The sequence below is a fragment of the Rahnella sp. WP5 genome (assembly GCF_000745615.1).
In the GTDB taxonomy this organism is placed as follows: domain Bacteria; phylum Pseudomonadota; class Gammaproteobacteria; order Enterobacterales; family Enterobacteriaceae; genus Rahnella; species Rahnella aceris.
Genome location: NZ_JQJR01000011.1, coordinates 198,254 through 220,637, shown reverse-complemented (window position 1 = coordinate 220,637; position 22,384 = coordinate 198,254). Strand labels below are relative to the sequence as shown.

General features: G+C 53.6%; 19 protein-coding genes. 18 read left to right on the top strand and 1 reads right to left on the bottom strand.

Annotated features, from left to right (window positions below; all coding sequences use genetic code 11):
- The first annotated feature begins 44 nt into the window (after window positions 1–44).
- The 7 genes from EX31_RS11430 (at window position 45) to cheW (ending at window position 7,907) form a co-directional block, all read left to right on the top strand.
- On the top strand, window positions 45–869 hold the full coding sequence (locus EX31_RS11430) for an SDR family oxidoreductase (protein WP_037034849.1): 825 nt from the start codon (window positions 45–47) through the stop codon (window positions 867–869).
- A gap of 1,262 nt (window positions 870–2,131) precedes the next feature.
- Complete coding sequence (gene flhD / locus EX31_RS11425; protein ID WP_013575090.1) at window positions 2,132–2,476, top strand: flagellar transcriptional regulator FlhD; 345 nt, start codon at window positions 2,132–2,134, stop codon at window positions 2,474–2,476.
- A gap of 2 nt (window positions 2,477–2,478) precedes the next feature.
- Window positions 2,479–3,087, top strand: a complete 609-nt coding sequence (gene flhC, locus EX31_RS11420; RefSeq protein WP_013575091.1) for a flagellar transcriptional regulator FlhC — start codon at window positions 2,479–2,481, stop codon at window positions 3,085–3,087.
- Between the two features lie 176 nt (window positions 3,088–3,263).
- On the top strand, window positions 3,264–4,154 hold the full coding sequence (gene motA / locus EX31_RS11415; protein ID WP_013575092.1) for a flagellar motor stator protein MotA: 891 nt from the start codon (window positions 3,264–3,266) through the stop codon (window positions 4,152–4,154).
- Window positions 4,151–5,254, top strand: a complete 1,104-nt coding sequence (gene motB, locus EX31_RS11410; RefSeq protein WP_013575093.1) for a flagellar motor protein MotB — start codon at window positions 4,151–4,153, stop codon at window positions 5,252–5,254. Before motA ends, motB begins: the two co-directional genes overlap by 4 nt.
- A 36-nt stretch (window positions 5,255–5,290) precedes the next feature.
- Window positions 5,291–7,327: a chemotaxis protein CheA gene (cheA, locus tag EX31_RS11405; RefSeq protein WP_153375938.1), complete on the top strand. Its 2,037-nt coding sequence runs from the start codon at window positions 5,291–5,293 to the stop codon at window positions 7,325–7,327.
- A gap of 82 nt (window positions 7,328–7,409) precedes the next feature.
- Complete coding sequence (gene cheW, locus EX31_RS11400) at window positions 7,410–7,907, top strand: chemotaxis protein CheW (protein WP_013575095.1); 498 nt, start codon at window positions 7,410–7,412, stop codon at window positions 7,905–7,907.
- Window positions 7,908–8,468: 561 nt separating this feature from the next.
- Here the strand turns inward: cheW and ftrA are convergent.
- On the bottom strand, window positions 8,469–9,482 hold the full coding sequence (gene ftrA, locus EX31_RS11395; RefSeq protein ID WP_037034847.1) for a transcriptional regulator FtrA: 1,014 nt from the start codon (window positions 9,480–9,482) through the stop codon (window positions 8,469–8,471).
- A gap of 114 nt (window positions 9,483–9,596) precedes the next feature.
- Here ftrA and EX31_RS11390 point away from each other — a divergent pair, with 114 nt between their 5' ends.
- The 11 genes from EX31_RS11390 to flhA all read left to right on the top strand — a co-directional run bounded on the left by EX31_RS11390 (window position 9,597) and on the right by flhA (window position 22,384).
- Window positions 9,597–11,072 carry an MFS transporter gene (locus tag EX31_RS11390; protein WP_037034845.1) on the top strand — a complete coding sequence of 492 codons (1,476 nt, stop codon included), beginning with the start codon at window positions 9,597–9,599 and terminating at the stop codon, window positions 11,070–11,072.
- Window positions 11,073–11,270: 198 nt separating this feature from the next.
- A complete protein-coding gene (locus tag EX31_RS11385) occupies window positions 11,271–11,567 on the top strand; it encodes a hypothetical protein (RefSeq protein ID WP_037034842.1) in 297 nt (98 codons plus the stop codon).
- Window positions 11,568–11,575: 8 nt separating this feature from the next.
- Window positions 11,576–12,169 (top strand): hypothetical protein, encoded by a 594-nt coding sequence (locus EX31_RS11380; protein ID WP_037034841.1) that lies wholly within the window; start codon window positions 11,576–11,578, stop codon window positions 12,167–12,169.
- A 96-nt stretch (window positions 12,170–12,265) separates the two neighbouring features.
- Complete coding sequence (locus EX31_RS11375) at window positions 12,266–13,960, top strand: methyl-accepting chemotaxis protein (protein WP_013575150.1); 1,695 nt, start codon at window positions 12,266–12,268, stop codon at window positions 13,958–13,960.
- 121 nt (window positions 13,961–14,081) lie between these two features.
- Window positions 14,082–15,752 (top strand): methyl-accepting chemotaxis protein, encoded by a 1,671-nt coding sequence (locus EX31_RS11370; RefSeq protein WP_037034837.1) that lies wholly within the window; start codon window positions 14,082–14,084, stop codon window positions 15,750–15,752.
- Between the two features lie 62 nt (window positions 15,753–15,814).
- On the top strand, window positions 15,815–16,687 hold the full coding sequence (cheR, locus tag EX31_RS11365; RefSeq protein WP_013575152.1) for a protein-glutamate O-methyltransferase CheR: 873 nt from the start codon (window positions 15,815–15,817) through the stop codon (window positions 16,685–16,687).
- On the top strand, window positions 16,687–17,736 hold the full coding sequence (locus tag EX31_RS11360; RefSeq protein WP_013575153.1) for a protein-glutamate methylesterase/protein-glutamine glutaminase: 1,050 nt from the start codon (window positions 16,687–16,689) through the stop codon (window positions 17,734–17,736). Before cheR ends, EX31_RS11360 begins: the two co-directional genes overlap by 1 nt.
- 46 nt (window positions 17,737–17,782) lie before the next feature.
- Entirely contained in the window at window positions 17,783–18,172 is a 390-nt protein-coding gene (gene cheY, locus EX31_RS11355) for a chemotaxis response regulator CheY (protein WP_013575154.1), read from the top strand.
- Window positions 18,173–18,182: 10 nt separating this feature from the next.
- On the top strand, window positions 18,183–18,827 hold the full coding sequence (gene cheZ, locus EX31_RS11350; RefSeq protein ID WP_013575155.1) for a protein phosphatase CheZ: 645 nt from the start codon (window positions 18,183–18,185) through the stop codon (window positions 18,825–18,827).
- Window positions 18,828–19,152: 325 nt separating this feature from the next.
- Window positions 19,153–20,307, top strand: coding sequence for a flagellar biosynthesis protein FlhB (gene flhB / locus EX31_RS11345; RefSeq protein WP_013575156.1), 1,155 nt, complete (start codon window positions 19,153–19,155; stop codon window positions 20,305–20,307).
- Window positions 20,300–22,384: a flagellar biosynthesis protein FlhA gene (gene flhA / locus EX31_RS11340; protein WP_037034835.1), complete on the top strand. Its 2,085-nt coding sequence runs from the start codon at window positions 20,300–20,302 to the stop codon at window positions 22,382–22,384. Before flhB ends, flhA begins: the two co-directional genes overlap by 8 nt.

The window sequence follows — 22,384 nt, the reverse complement described above, 5'->3', positions numbered from 1 at the left end:
TGGGTGATGTGATGCCACATGCCAATGAAACAACGGAGCGAAGTATGAAGAAGGTTTCGATTATCGGACTGGGCTGGCTGGGAATGCCACTGGCGATGGCGCTGGCTTCAAAAGGTTATCAGGTGGTCGGCAGTAAAACCACGCCGGATGGGGTAGATGCCGCCAGAGCCGTGGGGATCGAGTGTTTCCCGCTGGTGTTTACGCCGCAGATGGAATGTGCGGCGGAAGATCTCGATCAGTTGCTGAATGTCGATGCGCTGATCATTACCCTGCCTGCGCGCCGGACGGTGGAAGGCAGTGAACTGTACTTCCAGGCGGTACAGCTGTTAACCGACAGCGCGCTGGCGCATAACGTCAAACGCATTATTTTCACCAGCTCGACATCTGTTTATGGCGAAGGAGAGGGGGTGGTGCGTGAGGGGTCGCCGCTTGAACCGGTCACGACCAGCGGAAAGGTGCTCAAAGAACTCGAAAACTGGCTCCATGGTTTACCCAATACGTCTGTCGATGTACTGCGTCTGGCCGGTCTGGTCGGTGGTGATCGTCATCCGGGACGTTTTATGGCCGGAAAGACTCAGGTGAAAGGCGGTCAGCATGGCGTCAACCTGGTGCATCAGGATGATGTGATTGCCGCGATTGCGTTGTTACTCAGTCTGCCGAAAGGCGGCCATACGTATAACCTGTGCGCACCTGCTCATCCTGCCAAAGCGGAGTTTTATCCGGCGCTGGCCAGACAGATGGGGCTGGAGCCGCCGACTTTTGCTGAACAAGCTTCAGCACAGAAGGGCAAAATCGTCGATGGTGAGCGGATCTGCAAAGAACTTGGCTTTGAATATCAGCATGCTGATCCGCGAACCATGCCTTTTTAATCACCAAACGCGGTGTAGATAATTTCACGTTATGACCTGCCGGAAATTTCGGCAGGTTGTTAAGTGTCTGCTGCATTAACGTTCGGAAACCCCCTTTCTCATGTGCAGGAAATTATTCATTTATCCTGCAACGCCTATTTTATCCTTCCGTTTAATTAGCCGGTTTAATGGCGGTACATTTTTTAAGCTTGCTGTCTAATATTCTTCTGACAGCGTAGTTAAAAATGCGTTTTAATCGCTAATCTGCAGGTGAAACTGGCGACAGATGCTGGTCTGGTAATAAAATTCCTAGTCACGCGCTTTTTATTTGCTATTGCGCGGTATAAAGCACTTTTTTAAGCACAATGATTAAAGTTTTCCTGAACAGTTGCCGATAGGTTAAGTTCGGCACCACTATGCCATTCCATCACTTCTTCTTATCAATCCGGCCTTGTTGCTGGATGTTTCCGCATGTCCGATCATAAATTATTACAATAATTGTCTTTTTATTTCTTAAACCGCGTGCTTGCTCACGGTTTAAGAACAATTCGCGCTTAATTTCCTCACAAACCATTAGGACAACTCCCCGAAAACCCTTGTGCTGACTGGGTTGAGTGTATTTAGCACAATGATCATGCTATTTGAAATTTCCAGCATAAATAGCTGCATGAGAAGTTATTAATTATTATCTGTGCTGTTCATTTGGCTTTGGTTGGCCTTTGTACAAATTGATCTAAAAAAGGCTAAAAAAGGCTGTCTGAAGAGAGCTTTTTAGACGCTTTTTTACTTTTGGCTTAAAAATGCGCAAATTTTTACGATAAATTGCACTTTCAGAAGCAAAATAAAGTCATAAAGTGTGATCTCCATCACACTTTATTCAAAATTCGTCAACGGTAAGATTGTATGTATAAAGGAAACGGGGTTAGAGTTGCAGCGTAGTAAGATTATTCCTAATAATGTATGTAAAAGCGTTTCACTGAATGAGGCGCCATCACAGCAACGGACTCTGCCAGTACACCAAAACTAAAGTGTTTTTCGATTACTTAGCAGTGCAATTGTCACAATTAATTTAGTTTACATCAGGAACAACTTTGTATTGGCGGTGAAGTAAATACCGCGTGATAAATCTAATAATCATCGTGAGATTTATTAATCAGCCAATGATCCAATTGTTTTGATAGTAAAAAATACTCCTGTCACGCCGGGTAAAACTCTTGCTGCATGGAATATGTCTATCAATCCGCCGTCTTAAAAAAACGGCATCGGTAATGGGGTAGAACAGAATGTCCGAATTGCTTAAGCACATATATGATATCAACCTGTCATATTTACTGTTGGCACAGCGTTTGATTAACGACGAAAAGGCCTCAGCGATGTTTCGCCTGGGGATCGATGACGTTATGGCAGATACCCTGAGACAGCTGACGCTGCCTCAGATGGTGAAGTTAGCTGAAACGAACCAGCTTTTGTGTCAGTTCCGCTTTGATGACAGCAAGACAATTGAACGCTTGACCCAGGAATCGCGGGTGGATGACTTACAACAAATCCATACCGGTATCTTGTTGTCCAGCCATCTGCTGAAAGGCCTGGCCGCGAAAGAAAGCGGCGCGATGAAGAAAAGGGCGTAGCTATGTCTGGTAAAGATGCGTCAACCAAGCCAGCAGAAAAAAGTATTGTTCAGGAAGCACGGGACATTCAGCTGGCTATGGAACTGATTACGCTGGGTGCCAGATTGCAGATGCTGGAAAGCGAAACGCAATTAAGTCGTGGCCGACTGATTAAATTGTACAAAGAGTTGCGAGGAAGTCCTCCCCCGAAAGGCATGTTGCCGTTCTCTACTGACTGGTTCATGACCTGGGAACAGAACATCCATTCCTCCATGTTTTACAACGCTTACTCTTTCCTGCTAAAGAGCGGCCACTGTAATGGCGTGGAGGCGGTGATCAAGGCTTATCGTTTATATCTGGAACAGTGTCCTGAGCAGCCGGGGGAAGCGCCGATCCTTGCGCTGACCCGTGCCTGGACGTTAGTACGTTTTGTCGACAGCGGCATGTTGCAGCTTTCAGCGTGTAACTGCTGTGATGGCTCATTTATTACCCATGCACACCAACCCCGCCACGGGTTTGTTTGCAGTCTTTGCCAGCCCCCGTCCCGAGCAGTAAAAAAACGTAAACTTTCCCCGCAGGTTGCCGATATAACATCTCAAGAGCTGGACGAACAGGTCAAGCACGCAGTTTGAGATAGTTGGGTTGCAGTAAGTCGTTCTGAGCGGTGGCTACCACCGCTCATCAATTCCCCCCTAACATCTCAGCCATTCTCTGACACTTTTTATGCACGTTTCTACGGCACAAATCGGTCAGGCACATGGCGCGCGCTTAACCTCGCCCTAAAACCACATCGAATTAAGGATTCATCGTGCTAGTGATAATAGGTTACATCGTGGTGTTGGGCTCTGTGTTCGGCGGTTTCATGCTCGTCGGCGGTGAGCTGGGCGCGTTATACCAACCCGCAGAATTGCTCATTATTGGCGGTGCCGGCATCGGTGCCTTCTTCGTCGGTAACAACGGCAAAGCGATCAAATCCACCATGCGCGCGCTGCCGCAGTTGTTCCGCGCATCAAAATACAATAAAGCGTTGTATATGGATCTGATGGCGCTGCTTTACCGGGTATTAGCCAAATCACGCCAACAGGGGATGCTGTCGCTGGAAAATGACATCGACAATCCGGCCGAAAGCGACATTTTTGCTAATTATCCGCGCATCCTTGCCGATAAACAGTTAGTCGAATATTTGACTGACTATCTGCGCCTCATGGTCAGCGGCAACATGAATGCCTTTGAAATTGAAGCGCTGATGGACGAGGAAATCGAAACTTACGAGCACGAGAGTGAAGTGCCGGCGAACAGCCTGGCGCTGGTGGGTGACTCACTCCCGGCATTCGGTATCGTCGCCGCGGTAATGGGGATCGTACATACCCTGGCCGCTGCTGACCGACCTGCCGCAGAACTCGGGGCACTGATTGCCCACGCGATGGTCGGGACCTTCCTCGGTATCCTGCTGGCGTACGGTTTTATTTCTCCGCTGGCCAGCGTGTTACGCCAGAAGAGTGCTGAAAACGCCAAAATGATGCAGTGCATCAAGGTGACATTGCTGTCGAGCATTAACGGTTATGCGCCACAAATTGCCGTCGAGTTTGGCCGTAAAACGTTGTACACCTCGGAGCGACCTTCGTTTATTGAACTGGAGGAACACGTTCGCCAGGTCAAGTCGCCGGGTCAGAAACAAACTGAAGAAGAAAAAGTATGAAGCATCAGAGCCATCCAATCGTTGTTGTACGCAAGAAAAAGAATAAGCACGGCGGAGGGCATCACGGCGGTTCGTGGAAGATTGCTTACGCTGACTTTATGACAGCGATGATGGCTTTCTTTCTGGTGATGTGGCTGATTTCGATCTCCAGCCCTAAAGAACTGGTGCAAATTGCCGAATACTTCCGTACCCCCCTTGCGGTGGCGATCACCGGCGGGCCGCGCAGCAGCGATGCTACCAGCCCGATCCCGGGCGGTGGCGAAGACCCGACCGTACAGGACGGGGAAGTCCATAAAATGGAGCAGTCGCAGGGGGCGAGTAAGCGTGAGTCGGACGATTTACAGCGGTTGCAGCAAAAGCTGGAAGACATGCTGGCGTCGGATCCGCGGCTGAAAGATTTACGTCCACACCTGATGATTAACCTGACCGAGCAGGGTTTGCGCATTCAGATTATCGATAGCAAAAACCGCCCGATGTTCCAGCTTGGCAGCGCGATTGTTGAGCCGTACATGCGCGATATCCTCAGGGCGATTGCCCCGGTACTGGATGGTTTTCCGAACAAGATCAGTCTGGCGGGGCATACCGATGACATGCCGTATGCCACAGGTGAACGTGGCTACAGCAACTGGGAACTGTCGACTGAGCGCGCGAATGCTTCACGTCGCGAGATGATGAGCGGCGGCCTCAGCGAAGGGAAAGTCCTGCGGGTGATGGGCATGGGGTCTTCCATGCAACTGAAAAACCATCCGGCAGGTGACGCCATCAACCGTCGTATCAGTATTTTGGTCCTGAACAAACACGCGGAAGAAGCGATTGAACGGGAAAACAGCGAGGGCGAGGCGATCACGATCAGTGACGCTGGCGAGCTGCAAAGACAAGTACAAGGCACACAAAAAGTGCCGGCATTAGCACCAAAAATGAGTTCGGCTCCGGCAGCTCCGGCGTTAGCGCCACAGGCAAACCCGGCACCGGCCACACCAGAGAAAGCACCATCAATACCCGGGATTGAGACGCAGACGCCAGTGACACCCTCGGCAGGCGCTCAACCTGCGACGGCAGCTCCGGCTGCCGCGGCGGGCACGGCACCTGCGACACATTAACAAGCCGCGATTCACAGCAGAGGTGATCACGTGAGCATGGATATTACTGATTTTTATCAGACATTTTTTGATGAAGCAGACGAGTTGCTGGCGGACATGGAACAACATCTGTTGTTACTTGATCCGCAGGCGCCTGACATTGAGCAACTGAATGCGATTTTCCGCGCAGCGCACTCAATCAAAGGCGGTGCAGCCACGTTTGGATTTACGGTTTTACAGGAAACGACTCACTTACTGGAAAACCTGCTCGACGGTGCTCGTCGCGCTGAAATGAGCCTGAGCACCGACATCATCAACCTGTTTCTGGAAACAAAAGACATTATGCAGGAGCAACTCGACGCCTATAAATCTTCCCGGGATCCTGACGCAGAAAGCTTTGAATATATCTGTGCGGCCCTGAGACAACTGGCCCTCGAAGCGCAACAGGCGCGTGAACCTGTGCCTGATCTTCACGTGGTTGAAGACCAGACAGCGGCACAATCTGTCGCGACAGCGCCGGTTGCACCCGCTGCCGGTAAGGGCGATTTGCGCGTTCGTCTCTCCGGCCTGAAAACACAGGAAATTCCTGTGATGCTGGAGGAACTCGGCAATCTTGGCGAGATAAAAGATCCGGTTCAGACTGATGACAGTGTGGAAGCCACCCTGGTCACCACGGTTAGCGAAGACGACATTATTGCCGTGCTGTGTTTTGTGCTGGAGCCGGAACAAATCAGCTTCACTCACGCCCCGGCAGCGGTTGCTTCTGAAGCCGTTGCGGTTGCCGCATCCGCGCCTGTTGTGGCGGAAGTGGCCGCAGCACCGGCGGTCGTTGCCCGTCAGGCTCCGGTACTGACGGCAGTGCCGAACAGCGAACCGGCGAAAGCCCGTGCACCTAAAGCCCCTGAATCCACCAGCATCCGTGTTGCTGTTGAAAAGGTTGACCAGTTGATCAACCTCGTGGGCGAACTGGTGATCACCCAGTCCATGCTGGCGCAGCGTTCCGATCTGCTGGATCCGGTTGTCCACAGTGACCTGCTCAACAGCATGGGCCAGCTCGAACGTAATGCCCGTGATTTGCAGGAATCGGTGATGTCGATTCGTATGATGCCGATGGAATTCGTGTTCAGCCGCTTCCCGCGTCTGGTGCGAGATCTGGCCAGCAAACTGAATAAGCAAATCGAACTGACACTGCTTGGCAGCTCGACCGAACTGGATAAGAGCCTGATCGAACGTATCATCGATCCGTTAACGCACCTGGTGCGTAACAGTCTGGATCACGGTGTGGAAACGCCGGATGTGCGTATTGCCAATGGTAAAGAACCCACCGGTAACCTGACGCTTTCTGCAGAACATCAGGGCGGCAATATCTGCATCGAAGTGATCGACGATGGTGCCGGTCTGAACCGCGAACGTATTCTGGCGAAAGCCGCATCGCAGGGCATGAACGTCCATGACAACATGAGCGATGAAGAAGTCGGCATGCTGATCTTTGCCGCAGGCTTCTCGACCGCAGAAAAAGTCACTGACGTTTCAGGCCGTGGTGTCGGCATGGACGTGGTGAAACGAAACATTCAGGAAATGGGTGGGCACGTTGAAATCCATTCCCAGCAGGGCAAAGGCACTACCATCCGTATCCTGCTGCCACTGACGCTGGCGATCCTCGACGGGATGTCAGTGAAAGTCGGTAAAGAAGTCTTCATTCTGCCACTGAACGCGGTGATGGAATCTCTGCAACCGCTGTCAGAGGATTTGCATCCGATGGCCGGTGGCGAACGTGTTCTGCAGGTGCGCGGTGAATACCTGCCGCTGGTTGAGTTGTACAACGTCTTTGATGTTGAAGACGCCAAAACCGAAGCCACGCAGGGCATTGTGGTGATTTTGCAGAGTGCAGGGCGTCGCTACGCGTTGCTGGTTGATCAGTTGATTGGTCAGCATCAGGTTGTGGTGAAAAACCTGGAAAGCAACTATCGCAAAGTACCGGGCATTTCCGCCGCCACTATTTTGGGCGACGGCAGTGTGGCGCTGATCGTGGACGTGTCTGCACTGCAGTCACTGAACCGCGATAAATTAGCAACAGGCTCCACCGCCGCATAACAAGCAAAGCTGCCGGTGACCGCAAGGTTGCCGGGTGTGAAAAACTCAGGCCGATTTAAAGATAAAAGCAAAGGTGAACAACATGGCAGGACTTGCAACCGTGGCGAAAATTGCGGGCGAAACAGTAGGTCAGGAATTTCTGATCTTTACTTTAGGCGATGAAGAATACGGCATCGATATCCTCAAAGTGCAGGAAATCCGTGGATATGATCAGGTAACCCGTATTGCTAACACCCCGGCCTTTATTAAAGGTGTCACCAACCTGCGCGGCGTCATCGTGCCGATCCTCGACCTGAGGGTGAAATTCGCTCAGGAAGATGTGATTTACAACGAAAACACGGTGGTGATTGTACTTAACTTCGAAAACCGCGTTGTCGGGATCGTGGTTGACGGCGTATCAGACGTGCTGTCGCTGAGCCAGGATCAGATCCGCCCGGCACCGGAATTCGCCGTGACCATGTCGACGGAGTATCTGACGGGGTTGGGTTCGCTGGGTGACCGTATGTTGATCCTGGTGGATATTGAGAAGCTGCTGAGCAGTGAAGAAATGGCGTTGGTAGATTCGGTGACGAAGATTTAAGTCCTTAAGGTCAAGGTCGTGGGCTCGCCGCCCACACTGGCCCAGAGACCCGCAATCGCGCGGGCCTCTGGACTCCACGCTCTTTTCACTGCGCGCTGTCGCAGGCACGACGGACATGTTCTGTCACCCTAGCGTGTGGCGCAAAATCTTGTCGCTCCGCGATGCCTTCTCCCGGTCCTGAAGCCCCCTGTCTTCAGGCCGCTCCGTTCAGCAAGATTTTTGATCACGCCAGTCTCGATCGAATAAAACCCTCGTTCTGATTCTTCCTGTTAAAAATAAGGGCAGAAGTTTTTTTCTTGCTCGTTCCCCGGCGAAGGGGAAGGCCGGGATGGGGTATTAATGACATCTCCAGACTGACCCTCTTTTTTGCACTGCTCCTAACTCATTGATTTAATGAGTGCACGCGAACACACAAAAAAAGAGGGTATTTCTGCTAAAACAGGGATAATCTCTTGCCGTTCAAAGCGTAAACCTGAAAACCCAACAGTTCACTGCCGGACAGGCAGCTTAGAAATGCATCACCAGGGCGGCGGAAGTCCACTGCCGCCAGCCCCCCAAAACTCATCCCACCAAATCCCGTTCAACAAACGTCTTGCGCCATTGTGTCGGCGACATGCCCAGCCGCTGGCGGAAATGATGACGTAAAGTTTCCGGCGATCCGAAACCGGCCTGTTCGGCAACGCGGTCAATACTCAGTGTGCCGTTTTCCAGCAGGGCGCAGGCTTTTTCCAGCCGCACGGTCAGCATCCATTCTCCCGGTGTAGTGCCGGTAGCATCATGGAAGCGGCGCAGGAAGGTGCGGCGGCTCATACCGGCTTGTCTGGCGAGCTGATCAATCACCAGCGGTGTATTGAGATGGCCGCGTAAGTCATCGAGCAAGGGCGCCAGCGTTTTTGTCTGATGCCGTGGTACCGGTTGCTGGATCAACTGAGCCTGATTCCCTTCGCGCAGCGGCGGCGTCACCATGCGGCGCGCTGTACGGTTAGCGACTTCGATACCATAATCACGGCGGATCAGATGCAGACACAAATCGACGCCCGCCGCACCACCGGCAGAGGTGATGATGCTGCCTTCATCGACATAAATCATGCCGTGCTCAACCTGCACGTCAGGGAATTTTTGCGCCAGAACATCGGTGCTGTTCCAGTGTGCCGTCGCGCGTTTACCGTCCAGCAAACCCGCAGCGGCCAACACGAAACTTCCCGCGCAGATCGACACAATTCTTGTCCCGTTGTGATGGGCTTTTTGCAGCGCAGCAATCAGCCGCTCAGACGCCGGTTCGTGAATGCTGCGCCAGCCGGGGATCACAATCGTACCGGCGTCTTCCAGCAGTTCCAGCCCGCCATCCACCACCAGCCGCACGCCGCCTTGCGCGCCGAAAGTCCCTTCTTCTACCGACGCGACGGCTAACTCGTACAGCGGTTCGCCCGTGAGTTCATCGGCACGGCCAAAGGCTTCGACGGCGATGCCAAACTCGAAGGTACACAGACATTCATAAGCCAGCAGCACCAGTCGCCGGTTGGGCGCAGCGGGATGGCGGGAGGAAGACATCAGCGGCAGATCAACTTTTTGCATGAAAGGATAACCCTCAGGTTGGCACGATCTTGACGATACATGGCATACCGGCAGATTTCTACTCTGACGCCAATCTTCCATGCTATGCGTCTCTTATCCCCGCAGGATTTAATCATGAAAAACACACTCGCACTGATGGCGGTTTGTCTGGCCGCCCTGATGTCGGGGCTGGAAATTTCCAGCGTCCCCGTATTATCACCGGTACTCGAACAGGAACTGCATGCCAGTTTCCGCGAGCTTCAGTGGATCATGAACGCTTACACACTCGCCTGCACCACGGTACTGATGGCGACCGGTACGCTGGCAGACCGCTATGGACGGAAACGTGTTTTTATCATCAGCATTACAGCGTTCGGGCTGACCTCGCTGATGTGCGGTCTCGCCGGTAGCGCACAATGGCTTATCGCAGGACGTTTTCTTCAGGGACTGAGCGGCGGCGCAATGCTGACCTGCCTGATTGCGATCCTTTCGTCGCAGTTTCCGCAAGGGAAAGCGCGCAGTCAGGCGTTTGCCGCATGGGGGATTACGTTTGGTTTCGGGTTAGGATTCGGCCCGATCATCGGCGGCACGCTGGTCGCCTGGCTGAGCTGGCGATGGGTGTTTCTGATCCACGTTGTTATCGCCGTACTGACCCTGATTCTGGCGCTGAAAAACGTGGTGGAATCCCGTGACGGACAGGCTAAAAAACTGGATCTGGGGGGATTGATTACCCTTTCGGTCACGGTCTTGGGCGCGACGTTCCTCATTACTCAGGGCAGCAGTCTGGGCTGGAACAGTGTCACAGCAGGCGCCGTTCTGCTGGCTACCGCCGTCAGCGCGGTGATGTTCATCGGCATTGAAAAACGCCATCCGCACCCGATGTTTGATTTTTCGGTCTTCCGCGTCCGGGCATTTTCTGGTGCGCTGATGGGGTCGGTAGGGATGAATTTCAGCTTCTGGCCGCTGATGATTTATCTGCCGGTGTATTATCAGGGCGGGTTGGGGTATGGCAGTGTCGCTACCGGTATGGCACTGCTGGCTTATACGTTACCCACGTTGCTGATGCCACCGCTCGGTGAAAAACTGACAACACGTTTTGGCGCGTCACGTCTGATCCCGCTGGGATTATTCACAATAGGCGCAGGTTTTATGCTGATGCAAATCGCCGTCGTTCATCACCTCAGCTTATTGCCGGGTGCGCTGCTGGCAGGCATTGCGCTGGGGCTGACCAATACGCCGGTCACCAATACCACGACCGGCTCTGTTGCGGCTAACCGCGCGGGAATGGCGTCGGGGATTGATATCAGTGCGCGCCTGATTACCCTGGCGATCAACATTGCGCTCATGGGAAACCTGCTAATGGCGGGAATTGCCAGGAGCCTGAAAAAAGTCATGCCCGCAGCAGGGGATTTATCTTTGCTGGCAGAACGTATTGCAGGCGGCTCAGCCATTGAAACCCTGCAAAGCGGACAGATTGCGCAGGCACTGACTGATGGCTTTGCAGGCATTCTGCTCTATGGCGCGGCAGGCGTCTGGGTACTGGCACTTCTCAGTTATTTGCTTTTTAACGGCAGGGGGCGGCGTAAAACGATGTCTTGCGAGCCGTCCTGAGTTTACAAATCCGCGTTGCATGTCGTGCAGCGCGTTTTTGCGTAATGTCTTCCATTTACCTGAAAAATAATCATTTTCCCTGCGCATCTTTTTACTGAATATGGCGTGATAGCCCTGCGGGACGGGGCTTCACGGAAATAGTCGTGATGCAAAATGATAATTTGATTAAGTACGACAACTGGCGTACATTGAGGGCTCATGAGTTTCAGAGAGATCAAATGGAAGGTGATCGAATGTTTGAAGAATGGAAATATTGAATTTGAGGCAAGACGCGGGATTCAGCTTAAGAATTTGTTAAGTACGGGTGACATCTCGCCCTTTGAAGTGGCGGCCTTAATCGGCAGGGCATCCGGAGATAATTATCAGGTTCGCCCCTACCATTTTGACAGCAGTATTGATGTCCACATCATCACCGTCAGTAGTGCCGGAGTACCCTGGTACATCAAGTGGTATTTTACAGAGCCCACCAGTGTTTTTATCAGCGTTCATCATTAAGGAAGAATATGATTATTTATAAAGTCGGAGACGAGAAAAAGGCGATGTGTGGCGTCTGTGAGGCTTTTCGCATTGTCAGCTATCAGCTGCGCGATGTGCCGTTTGATGACGGCAGCGGTATGGTGAAAAATATCATTGCGGGCGTATGTAAAACCTGCGACAGCGTTGCGGTGATCCCTTTTCAGTCTGTGCCTGCTATCAAAAAGCAGTTGCAGATACAACGCAAAGCCGTGGAAACCCGTGTGCCTGCGCACATGATTGATCTGCTGAACATGGCGAGTGCGGAATTGGGGGCAACCCCTGATTTCGTGCCGTTACTGCTCAAATATTATATTCATCAGCTGGCATCAAACCCTGAAGCGGCCCTGCGCCTGGTGACCTTGCTGACGTCCGAACTGGCGACCGGTCTGGCCAATAAGCGCCTTTCCCTGAAAGGGCGCGAGATCGGTAATGATATCGAAAAACTCAAATCCCTGTCCCAGATCGACAACACCACAGAGTTACTTAAAGGCGTGGTGCTGATGATTCATCACGACCTTCTGGTCAATCCGGATGCCCATCGCATCGCAGTTTTGAAGAGTTTTGTCGCCACCGTCGCCTGATCACTTCCCCCGAAAAAATTTGACCCCCATCACATAAAGTTCCTGTTCTTCCTGCCGATAACTGTTCCAGATAATTCTCATTTGAAAAGGAACAACATGTTTAACCGTATGAAAGTGGTCACGGGCATCGTGATCTTACTGGTGGTCTTCGGTGCTTTACAGTTGGTATCCGGTGGCCTGTTCTTTAAATCGTTAAAGACAGACAAAGATAATTTCACCACGTCTCAGCAAATCCGTTTACAACAGGCAGAATTTAACGCCAGCTGGATTTATCTGCTGCAAACCCGCAACACCCTGAACCGCGCGGGTATCCGTTTCATGCTCGACGCCAACCAGATGGGCAGCGGTGCAACGGTCAAAGAACTGATTGATACCGCCACCAAAGATCTGCAAATCGCCGATCAGCACTTTGCCAGTTATCAAAAAATCCCCGCTGATGCCAGCCAGAACCCGCAATTTGCTGCCGACGCCAAAAAGCAATATCAGGTGCTGCATGACGCGCTTTCGGAACTGATTGAGCTGATTGGTCTGGGGCGTATCAATGACTTCTTCGAACAACCGACTCAGCAGTATCAGGACAACTTCGAAAAAGCTTTCGTCACCTATATCGATCAGAACGACCGTCTGTATAACGAGGCGGTGAAAGTGAGCGAGAATTCCTTTACGCATGCCATATGGATGCTGGGTACCGTGTTGATTGTGCTGGCGATTTTCATCCTGCTGGCCTGGACTGGCGTGCAACGCATCCTGATCCATCCGCTGAAAAATATCGTCGATACCATCCGTAAAATTGCAACCGGTGATCTGACGCACGAAATAGTCGTGAAAAGCCGTAATGAAATCGGCCAGCTTGCCGATAGTCTCAAGTACATGCAGGACGAACTGATCCGCACGGTCTCCGGTGTACGTCATGGCGCTGATGCAATTTACAGCGGTGCGAGCGAGATCTCCGCAGGCAACAGTGATTTGTCTTCACGTACTGAACAGCAGGCGTCTGCGCTGGAAGAAACCGCCGCCAGTATGGAACAGCTGACTGCGACCGTGAAACAGAACGCCGAAAACGCCCGTCAGGCCAGCCAGCTGGCACTGAGCGCGTCCGAAACCGCACAGAAGGGCGGGAAAGTGGTAGCAAACGTGGTCGATACCATGAATGACATCGCCAGCAGCTCGAAAAAGATCACCGACATTACCGGTGTGATCGACGGGATTGCTTTCCAGACCAACATTCTGGCGCTGAACGCCGCCGTTGAAGCGGCGCGTGCAGGTGAGCAGGGCCGTGGATTTGCGGTCGTGGCCGGTGAAGTCCGTACCCTGGCGCAACGCAGCGCGCAGGCAGCAAAAGAAATTAAAGGGCTGATTGATGATTCTGTCAGCCGCATTAATACCGGTTCAGTGCTGGCGGAAAGTGCCGGTGAAACCATGCATGACATGGTGAATGCCGTTACGCGTGTGACTGACATTATGGGCGAAATCACCTCGGCATCGGATGAACAAAGCCGCGGGATTGAGCAGGTCGCACAAGCCATCACTGAAATGGATCGGGTGACGCAGCAGAACGCCTCACTGGTTGAAGAATCCGCGTCCGCTTCTGCGGCGCTGGAAGAGCAGGCGAGCCTGCTGACGCAATCAGTGGCCGTGTTTACGCTGAGCCAGACCGCAAATAACAACGTGCGCCAGAATCCGGCATCTTCGGCGAGGCTGTCTCTGTTGACTCCGAACCTTTCTGGTTCTAAAGCCGGTAAGGGTGGAGCGCAGGGAACAGATTTAACCGAAAACTGGGAAACCTTCTAAGCACGTACATAACATCGCGACCCGAAAGAGTCAGGTTTGCCGTTAACGCAAAGGCAGTCCCGAGTCTGAAGGGTATAAGAATAAAGGTGCCGGTCTGGGCTGGCACCTAATGAGGTTATCCATGTTTAAGCACATCCGTGTGTCCACCTGCATGTTTTTGTTATTGATAGTGTTCTTTGTTATGCAACTGGTTAACAGCGGGTTATCGCTGCAGGCCGCCCACACGGATAAATTGAATTTTGAGCAGATATCCAACACCGCTGAACAGCGTGATGCGCTCAGCCAGTCCTGGTCTTATCTGTTGCAGACCCGTAATACCCTTAACCGCGCGGCAACGCGTCTGGCGCTGAAACAGCCCCAGGAAAACATCACTCAGCTGATGTCGGATGCTAAAGCCAGCCTGAAAAAGGCCGAAGACGCTTACGCTGCATTTCTGGCTCTGCCCCGCAGAACAGAAAAAGCGGTGGCACTGACCGCTGTGAACAAGGCGAGTTATCAGCAACTGCACGATATGTTGCAGACGCTGACTGAGCTGCTGTCCAGCGGCGACATGAACGGTTTTCTGAACGGTCCGGCGCAAAAGTACCAGGATCAGTTCCAGAAAGATGTCGGTGATTACACTGCCTACGTCAGTGCCCGCTTCGGGGAAGCGCAAACGCAAACCGCGGCGTCTTACCAGAATGTCATGATCAACACTTCCGTCGCCCTGGTTCTGCTGATTGCCCTGACGGTACTGGCGCTGGTGGTGACCCGCCGCATTCTGTTTACTCCGCTGACCATTATGCGCGGACATTTCGACCGCATCGGGGCCGGTGATATCTCTTCGCCCATCGTTGCAGAAGGGCGCTACGAAATTAAAGTCATGCTGGAAAGCCTGCAGCAGATGCAAACGTCGCTGGCTGACACCGTCCGCACCGTGCGTCACGGCGCTGACACCATGTTCTCCGGCCTGAAAGGGATCGCGGCGGGCAACACTGATTTGTCTTCACGGACTGAACAGCAGGCGTCGGCGCTGGAAGAAACCGCAGCGAGCATGGAACAACTGACCGCCACCGTGAAACAGAATGCCGAGAATGCCCGTCAGGCCACGCAACTGGCACGCGATGCGTCGAATACCGCAGAAAAAGGCGGTGAACTGACCGGCAACGTGGTGAAAACCATGAATGATATTGCAGGCAGCTCGAAGAAAATCAGCGCAATCACCAGCGTTATTGATGGCATTGCATTCCAGACCAACATTCTGGCACTGAACGCGGCGGTTGAAGCGGCACGTGCCGGTGAGCAGGGCCGTGGATTTGCGGTCGTGGCCGGTGAAGTACGAACCCTGGCACAACGCAGCGCACAGGCCGCGAAAGAAATCAAAGCACTGATAGATGAATCTGTCAGCCGCGTCAGTCAGGGTTCCCAACTGGTTGAATCCGCAGGAAATACCATGGATGACATCGTTCGTGCTGTCACCCGCGTAACTGACATCATGGGCGAAATCGCCTCGGCGTCTGACGAACAAAGTCGTGGCATCGAACAGGTCTCGATTGCCGTGACCCAAATGGATCAGGTTACACAGCAAAACGCCACGCTGGTTCAGCAGGCCGCTTCTTCCACGCATGCGCTGGAAATCGAGTCTGAAAATCTGACCCGTGCGGTATCGGTGTTTCGCCTTGCCACCACTGACGGCGCAGGTCAACGCCGCAGCGGACAGGCTCAGGGCCTGACATCCCGCCAGGTGGCCCAACCCGCATTACTTCCGGCAACCGCAGGCGCGGTATCGGCAGATAACTGGGAAACATTCTGATACCAGATGAAGAGTGAATTGGGTACCCGTTACACCACCTGTCCCTCTAATGGAGCTGCACCATGAATCAACCAGGCTCGCCAATGAGTGCTGATAACACTTCGATCATGGCACAGATGATCCAGCGTTTACCGCTGTCCGATACCCATTTCCGCCGGATAAGTGAGCTTATCTATCAGCGCGCGGGTATTGTGCTGGCGGATCACAAACGCGAAATGGTCTACAACCGCCTGGTCCGGCGGTTGCGGATACTCGGGCTTAATGATTTCACCAGCTATATGGCGCTGCTGGAAAACGACAGCAACAGTCCGGAATGGCAGGCGTTTATTAATGCGCTGACCACTAACCTGACGGCGTTTTTCCGCGAAGCGCATCACTTCCCGATCCTGGCAGAGCATGCCCGTTCGCGTCCGAACAGTTACAGCGTCTGGAGCACGGCGGCGTCGACCGGCGAAGAACCCTATTCCATCGCCATGACGCTGAGTGAAGCGCTGGGGCCGCGGATGGCAAGCTGCCGCATTCAGGCCAGTGATATCGATACGCAGGTGCTTGAGAAAGCCACCGCCGGGGTTTACCGCCTCGAAGAACTGCGCACGCTCAGCCCGCAGCAGTTACAGAAATTTTTCCTCAAAGGCACAGGCCCGCACAGTGGCCTGGTGCGTGTGCGTCCCGAACTGGCGCAGATGGTGGCTTTCCAGCAACTGAATCTGCTGGCGAACCAGTGGCAGCTGAACGGTCCGTTTGATGCAATTTTCTGCCGTAATGTGATGATTTATTTCGATAAAGAAACGCAGGAGAAAATTTTACGCCGATTTGTTCCGTTACTTAAACCGGGTGGCCTGATGTTTGCCGGACACTCCGAAAACTTCAGCCAAATCAGCCGGGAATTTTATTTGCGCGGTCAGACTGTCTATGGCCTCGCCAAGGAGAGGTAATGAATAAAATCAGAGTGTTGAGCGTCGATGACTCGGCGTTAATGCGTCAGCTGATGACGGAAATCATCAACAGCCATCCGGATATGGAAATGGTCGCGACCGCCCCCGATCCGCTGGTGGCGCGTGATCTCATCAAGAAATTCAACCCGGACGTGCTGACGCTGGATGTTGAAATGCCGCGTATGGACGGCCTGGATTTTCTGGAAAAACTGATGCGTCTGCGTCCGATGCCGGTGGTGATGGTCTCCTCACTGACCGGCAAAGGCTCGGAAATTACCCTGCGTGCACTGGAGCTTGGCGCGATTGACTTTGTGACCAAACCGCAACTGGGTATCCGTGAAGGTATGCTGGCCTACAGCGAGATGATTGCCGATAAAATCCGCACGGCCTCAAAAGCGCGTCTGAACAAAAGCGTCAACATTGATCAGCCGCGTATTCTCAGCCATACGCCGCTGCTGAGCAGTGAAAAACTGATTGCCATCGGTTCATCAACGGGCGGCACAGAGGCTATCCGCCACGTGCTGCAACCGCTGCCGCCGACCTGTCCGGCGCTGATGATTACCCAGCATATGCCACCGGGTTTCACCCGTTCTTTCGCCGACCGTCTGAACAAGTTATGTCAGATCACGGTGAAAGAAGCAGAAGACGGAGAGCGTGTTTTGCCGGGCCATGCGTATATCGCACCGGGTGACAGACATATGGAACTCACGCGCAGTGGCGCCAACTACCAGGTTAAGTTGAACGACGGTCCGGCGGTGAACCGCCATCGTCCGTCGGTCGACGTTTTATTCCGTTCGGTGGCGCAGTTTGCCGGACGCAATGCCGTTGGGGTGATCCTGACGGGAATGGGCAATGACGGCGCCGCCGGCATGCTTGAGATGCACCGCGCAGGGGCTTACACCCTTGCACAAAACGAAGCCAGTTGTGTGGTGTTCGGTATGCCCCGTGAGGCTATCGCCACCGGTGGCGTAAACGAAGTGGTGGATCTCAGCCAAATCAGCCAGCGGATGCTGGCGCAAATATCAGCCGGTCAGGCATTACGTATTTAATTTTTCAGCCTTGTGCTGGGTAGCAAACCTTAGGAGTAGATAAAACATGGCCGATCCAAATCTGAGATTTCTGGTAGTAGACGATTTCTCTACCATGCGTCGTATCGTGCGCAACCTGCTGAAAGAGCTGGGCTTCAACAACGTTGAAGAAGCAGAAGACGGTGTTGATGCGCTGAACAAACTGCGCGCCGGGGGCTTTGACTTCGTGGTATCCGACTGGAACATGCCCAACATGGACGGTCTGGATCTGCTGAAAACCATCCGTGCTGACGCTGCGCTGGGCAAGTTGCCGGTGCTGATGGTAACCGCAGAAGCGAAGAAAGAAAACATCGTCGCCGCCGCACAGGCCGGGGCCAGTGGTTATGTGGTTAAACCCTTTACCGCCGCCACGCTGGAAGAAAAACTGGGCAAAATCTTCGAAAAACTGGGCATGTAGGAGTCCGTATATGGCAGAGATACCAATGCCTGCAAATGATGCAGCAACCGCGGGCGAAATTATCGCCCGCATTGGGCAACTGACCCGTATGTTGCGTGACAGCATGCGTGAACTTGGTCTGGATCAGGCCATTGCTCAGGCAGCCGAAGCAATTCCGGATGCCCGCGATCGTCTTGATTATGTTGTCACCATGACGGCTCAGGCGGCTGAACGCGCCCTGAACTGTGTTGAGGCTGCGCAGCCTCGTCAGAACAAACTTGAATCTGCCGCGAAGAAACTTGATAAGCGTTGGGATGAATGGTTTGAAAATCCGATTGAATTATCGGATGCCCGCGAGCTGGTCACGGACACCCGCAGCTACCTGAAAGAAATCCCTGAGCACACCAGTTTTACCAATGCTCAGTTGATGGAAATCATGATGGCACAGGACTTCCAGGATCTGACCGGTCAGGTCATTAAACGCATGATGACCGTGGTACAGGAAATCGAAAATCAGCTGTTAATGGTGCTGATGGAAAATATTCCTGAACAACAGGCTAAAGCGAAGCGTGAAAATGACAGCCTGCTGAACGGCCCGCAACTCGATTCCAACGGTGTCGGTGTTGTGGCCTCACAAGAACAGGTAGACGATCTGCTGGATTCATTAGGTTTTTGATGTGCCAGCACGTCAGCAATAAACACCTCTCCGTCTCGCACTGAGGGGTGTTTTTCTTATCTGGAATTTTTACAAATAAATTCATCTGCTGAATAGCCGCCATTTTTCCTCTCTAATTCACCAATAAGACTTCGCCGCTTTTGTCATGCTATCCCTGCGTCATTGAATCTGTAGCGTCGTTCGTTCACCCGAATCACTGACTCATATCAGCTCATCGGGATCCTCTCGCTTGCTGCCTTGCTACAACTCCAGTGACGTTGGGAGTTTGCATGAAATTGTGCCCGTCGTGTTTTACATGCCGGGTAAACCCTGACAGGAACCGCCGGTGGCTGAAGAAAGCGATCTCGAAAAAAGTGAGGCCCCCACCGCACACCGGCTTGAAAAAGCGCGTGAGGAAGGGCAGATACCGCGCTCGCGCGAACTGACCTCAATTCTGATGCTGGGAGGCGGCTTAACGCTGCTGTGGATGTCGGGCGAATCCATGGCGCGGCAGCTTGGCGTGATGATTTCGCAAGGGCTTAAGTTTGATCACGGCATGGTCAGCGATGACCGGCAGGTTTTGCAGCAGATGGCGACGCTGCTGGGCCGCGCAGTCTGGGCATTATTGCCGGTGATCGGCGGCCTGATTTTGATCGCACTCGCCGCGCCGCTGTTACTCGGCGGCCTGATGTTCAGCGGTAAATCCTTTGAGTTCAAGTTCAGCCGTATGGATCCGATTGCCGGTTTGAAACGTTTATTTTCCGGTCAGGTGCTGGCGGAACTGCTGAAAGCCGTTCTGAAAGCCTTGCTGGTCGGCACCGTCGCCGGGTTGTATTTGTGGCATAAATGGCCGGACATGATGCGCCTCATGGCGCAACCGACCATTCCCGCACTGGGTGAAGCGCTGAACATGGTGGTGTTCTGCGGGCTGATGGTGGTACTGGGATTAACGCCGATGGTGGGTTTCGACGTGTTCTGGCAAATCTGGAGCAACCTGAAAAAGCTGCGCATGAGCAAGCAGGATATCCGCGACGAACATAAAAGTCAGGAAGGTGACCCGCACGTTAAAGGGCGTATCCGCCAGCAGCAACGTGCGATGGCCAGGCGCCGCATGATGGCCGATGTGCCAAAAGCGGACGTTATCGTGACCAACCCGACGCACTACGCCGTTGCGCTGCAATACAGTGAAAACAAAATGAGTGCACCGAAAGTACTGGCGAAAGGCGCGGGAGACGTGGCGCTGCGCATCAGGGAACTCGGTGTCGAGCACAAAATTCCGATGCTGGAAGCGCCGCCTCTGGCGCGTGCGCTTTACCGGCACAGTGACATTGGTCAGCAAATTCCGGCGACGCTGTATGCCGCCGTGGCTGAAGTTCTGGCCTGGGTTTATCAGCTGAAACGCTGGAAGCGCGAAGGCGGGCTGATCCCGAAAAAACCTCAACATTTACCAGTCCCTGAAGGTCTGGATTTTGCAGCAGGAGAGAGTGATACCCATGGCTAATCTGGCCGCGATACTGCGTTTACCCGCCAACTTTAAGTCCGGACAATGGCAGGTACTGGCAGGCCCAATTCTTATCCTGATCATCCTGTCGATGATGGTGTTGCCGTTACCACCGTTCATCCTTGACCTGCTGTTCACCTTTAACATTGCGTTATCCATCATGGTGTTGCTGGTGGCGATGTTTACCCAGCGCACGCTGGATTTCGCAGCATTCCCGACCATTCTGCTGTTTTCCACCTTATTACGCCTGTCGCTGAACGTTGCCTCAACCCGTGTGATCCTGCTGGAAGGGCATACCGGCGGCGCGGCCGCGGGGCGGGTGATTGAAGCCTTCGGTCACTTCCTGGTCGGCGGCAATTTCGCCATCGGTATCGTGGTGTTTATCATCCTGGTGCTGATCAACTTCATGGTTATCACCAAAGGTGCCGGACGTATTGCCGAAGTGGGCGCGCGTTTTGTGCTTGACGGGATGCCCGGCAAACAGATGGCGATTGATGCGGATCTGAACGCCGGTCTGATTGGCGAAGACGAAGCGAAAAAACGCCGCAGCGACGTGACGCAGGAAGCGGACTTCTACGGTTCAATGGACGGTGCAAGTAAATTCGTGCGGGGTGACGCCGTTGCCGGTCTGATGATCATGATCATCAACGTCGTCGGCGGCCTGCTGGTGGGTGTGTTGCAACACGGTATGGATCTCGGCCATGCGGCTGAAAGCTATACGCTGCTGACCATCGGTGACGGTCTGGTTGCGCAAATCCCGGCGCTGGTTATCTCTACTGCAGCCGGTGTGATCGTCACCCGCGTCGGCACCAACGAAGACGTCGGCGAGCAGATGGTGACCCAGTTGTTCCGCAATCCGCGCGTCATGATGCTGAGTGCCGGTGTTCTGGGGTTACTCGGTATGGTGCCGGGCATGCCGAACTTTGTCTTCCTGATGTTCACCGCCGGGCTGCTGGCGCTGGCGTGGTGGACCCGTGGTCAGGAGCTGAAAAAACCGACCACCGCAGCGGCCGCACCGGCCGTGGCAGACAACGGTAAACAAATGGTAGAAGCCAGCTGGCAGGACGTTCAGCTTGAAGACCCGCTGGGTATGGAAGTGGGCTACCGTCTGATCCCGATGGTGGACTTCGCCCAAAACGGCGAGCTGCTGGGACGTATCCGCAGTATCCGTAAAAAATTCGCACAGGAAATGGGCTATCTGCCGCCGGTTATTCATATTCGCGATAACCTCGAACTGCCACCAGCGGGCTACCGTATCCTGATGAAGGGCGTGGAAATCGGCACGGGTGCGGCGCATCCGGGCCGCTGGATGGCGATCAACCCGGGCAGCGCGATTGGCGAATTGCCAGGCGAAGCGACGGTTGATCCGGCATTCGGACTGGCGGCGGTCTGGATTGAACCTGCAATGCGTGAGCAGGCACAAATTCAGGGTTATACCGTGGTGGAAGCCAGTACCGTGGTTGCAACGCATCTGAATCACCTGATCAGCATGCACGCCAAAGAGCTGTTTGGCCGTCAGGAAACGCAGGAACTGATGGAACGTGTCACCAAAGAAATGCCGAAGCTGACGGAAGATTTCATTCCGGGCATCATTTCCCTGACCAATATGCACAAAGTGTTGCAGAACCTGTTATCTGAACGTGTTTCGATCCGCGATATGCGCACCATTGTTGAAACACTGGCGGAATATGCCCCGAACCAGCCGGATCCTAACGAACTGACGTCCGTGGTGCGTGTTGCGCTCGGCAGGGCGATTACCCAGCAGTGGTTCCCGGGCAGCGGTGAAGTGCAGGTTATCGGACTGGATACCTCCCTGGAACGTCTGCTGTTACAGGCGCTGCAAAGCGGCGGTGGTCTGGAACCGGGTCTGGCTGAACGTTTGCTGACCCAGTCCGAGGCGGCATTACAACGTCAGGATATGCTCAGTGCGCCACCGGTTCTGCTGGTGAACCACGCACTGCGTCCGCTGCTGTCACGCTTCCTGCGCCGTTCACTGCCCAATATCGTCGTGATGTCGAATCTGGAAATGAGCGACAGCCGCCAGATCCGCATGACCGCCACCATCGGCGGTGAATAA

Bases quoted from the DNA above. Each gene is read 5' to 3' on its own strand.
- EX31_RS11430 (WP_037034849.1), top strand. From the start codon at position 45: ATGAAGAAGGTTTCGATTATCGGACTGGGCTGGCTGGGAATGCCACTG.
- flhD (WP_013575090.1), top strand. From the start codon at position 2,132: ATGTCCGAATTGCTTAAGCACATATATGATATCAACCTGTCATATTTA.
- flhC (WP_013575091.1), top strand. From the start codon at position 2,479: ATGTCTGGTAAAGATGCGTCAACCAAGCCAGCAGAAAAAAGTATTGTT.
- motB (WP_013575093.1), top strand. From the start codon at position 4,151: ATGAAGCATCAGAGCCATCCAATCGTTGTTGTACGCAAGAAAAAGAAT.
- cheA (WP_153375938.1), top strand. From the start codon at position 5,291: ATGGATATTACTGATTTTTATCAGACATTTTTTGATGAAGCAGACGAG.
- cheW (WP_013575095.1), top strand. From the start codon at position 7,410: ATGGCAGGACTTGCAACCGTGGCGAAAATTGCGGGCGAAACAGTAGGT.
- ftrA (WP_037034847.1), bottom strand. From the start codon at position 9,482: ATGCAAAAAGTTGATCTGCCGCTGATGTCTTCCTCCCGCCATCCCGCT.
- EX31_RS11390 (WP_037034845.1), top strand. From the start codon at position 9,597: ATGAAAAACACACTCGCACTGATGGCGGTTTGTCTGGCCGCCCTGATG.
- EX31_RS11385 (WP_037034842.1), top strand. From the start codon at position 11,271: ATGAGTTTCAGAGAGATCAAATGGAAGGTGATCGAATGTTTGAAGAAT.
- EX31_RS11380 (WP_037034841.1), top strand. From the start codon at position 11,576: ATGATTATTTATAAAGTCGGAGACGAGAAAAAGGCGATGTGTGGCGTC.
- EX31_RS11375 (WP_013575150.1), top strand. From the start codon at position 12,266: ATGTTTAACCGTATGAAAGTGGTCACGGGCATCGTGATCTTACTGGTG.
- EX31_RS11370 (WP_037034837.1), top strand. From the start codon at position 14,082: ATGTTTAAGCACATCCGTGTGTCCACCTGCATGTTTTTGTTATTGATA.
- cheR (WP_013575152.1), top strand. From the start codon at position 15,815: ATGAATCAACCAGGCTCGCCAATGAGTGCTGATAACACTTCGATCATG.
- EX31_RS11360 (WP_013575153.1), top strand. From the start codon at position 16,687: ATGAATAAAATCAGAGTGTTGAGCGTCGATGACTCGGCGTTAATGCGT.
- cheY (WP_013575154.1), top strand. From the start codon at position 17,783: ATGGCCGATCCAAATCTGAGATTTCTGGTAGTAGACGATTTCTCTACC.
- cheZ (WP_013575155.1), top strand. From the start codon at position 18,183: ATGGCAGAGATACCAATGCCTGCAAATGATGCAGCAACCGCGGGCGAA.
- flhA (WP_037034835.1), top strand. From the start codon at position 20,300: ATGGCTAATCTGGCCGCGATACTGCGTTTACCCGCCAACTTTAAGTCC.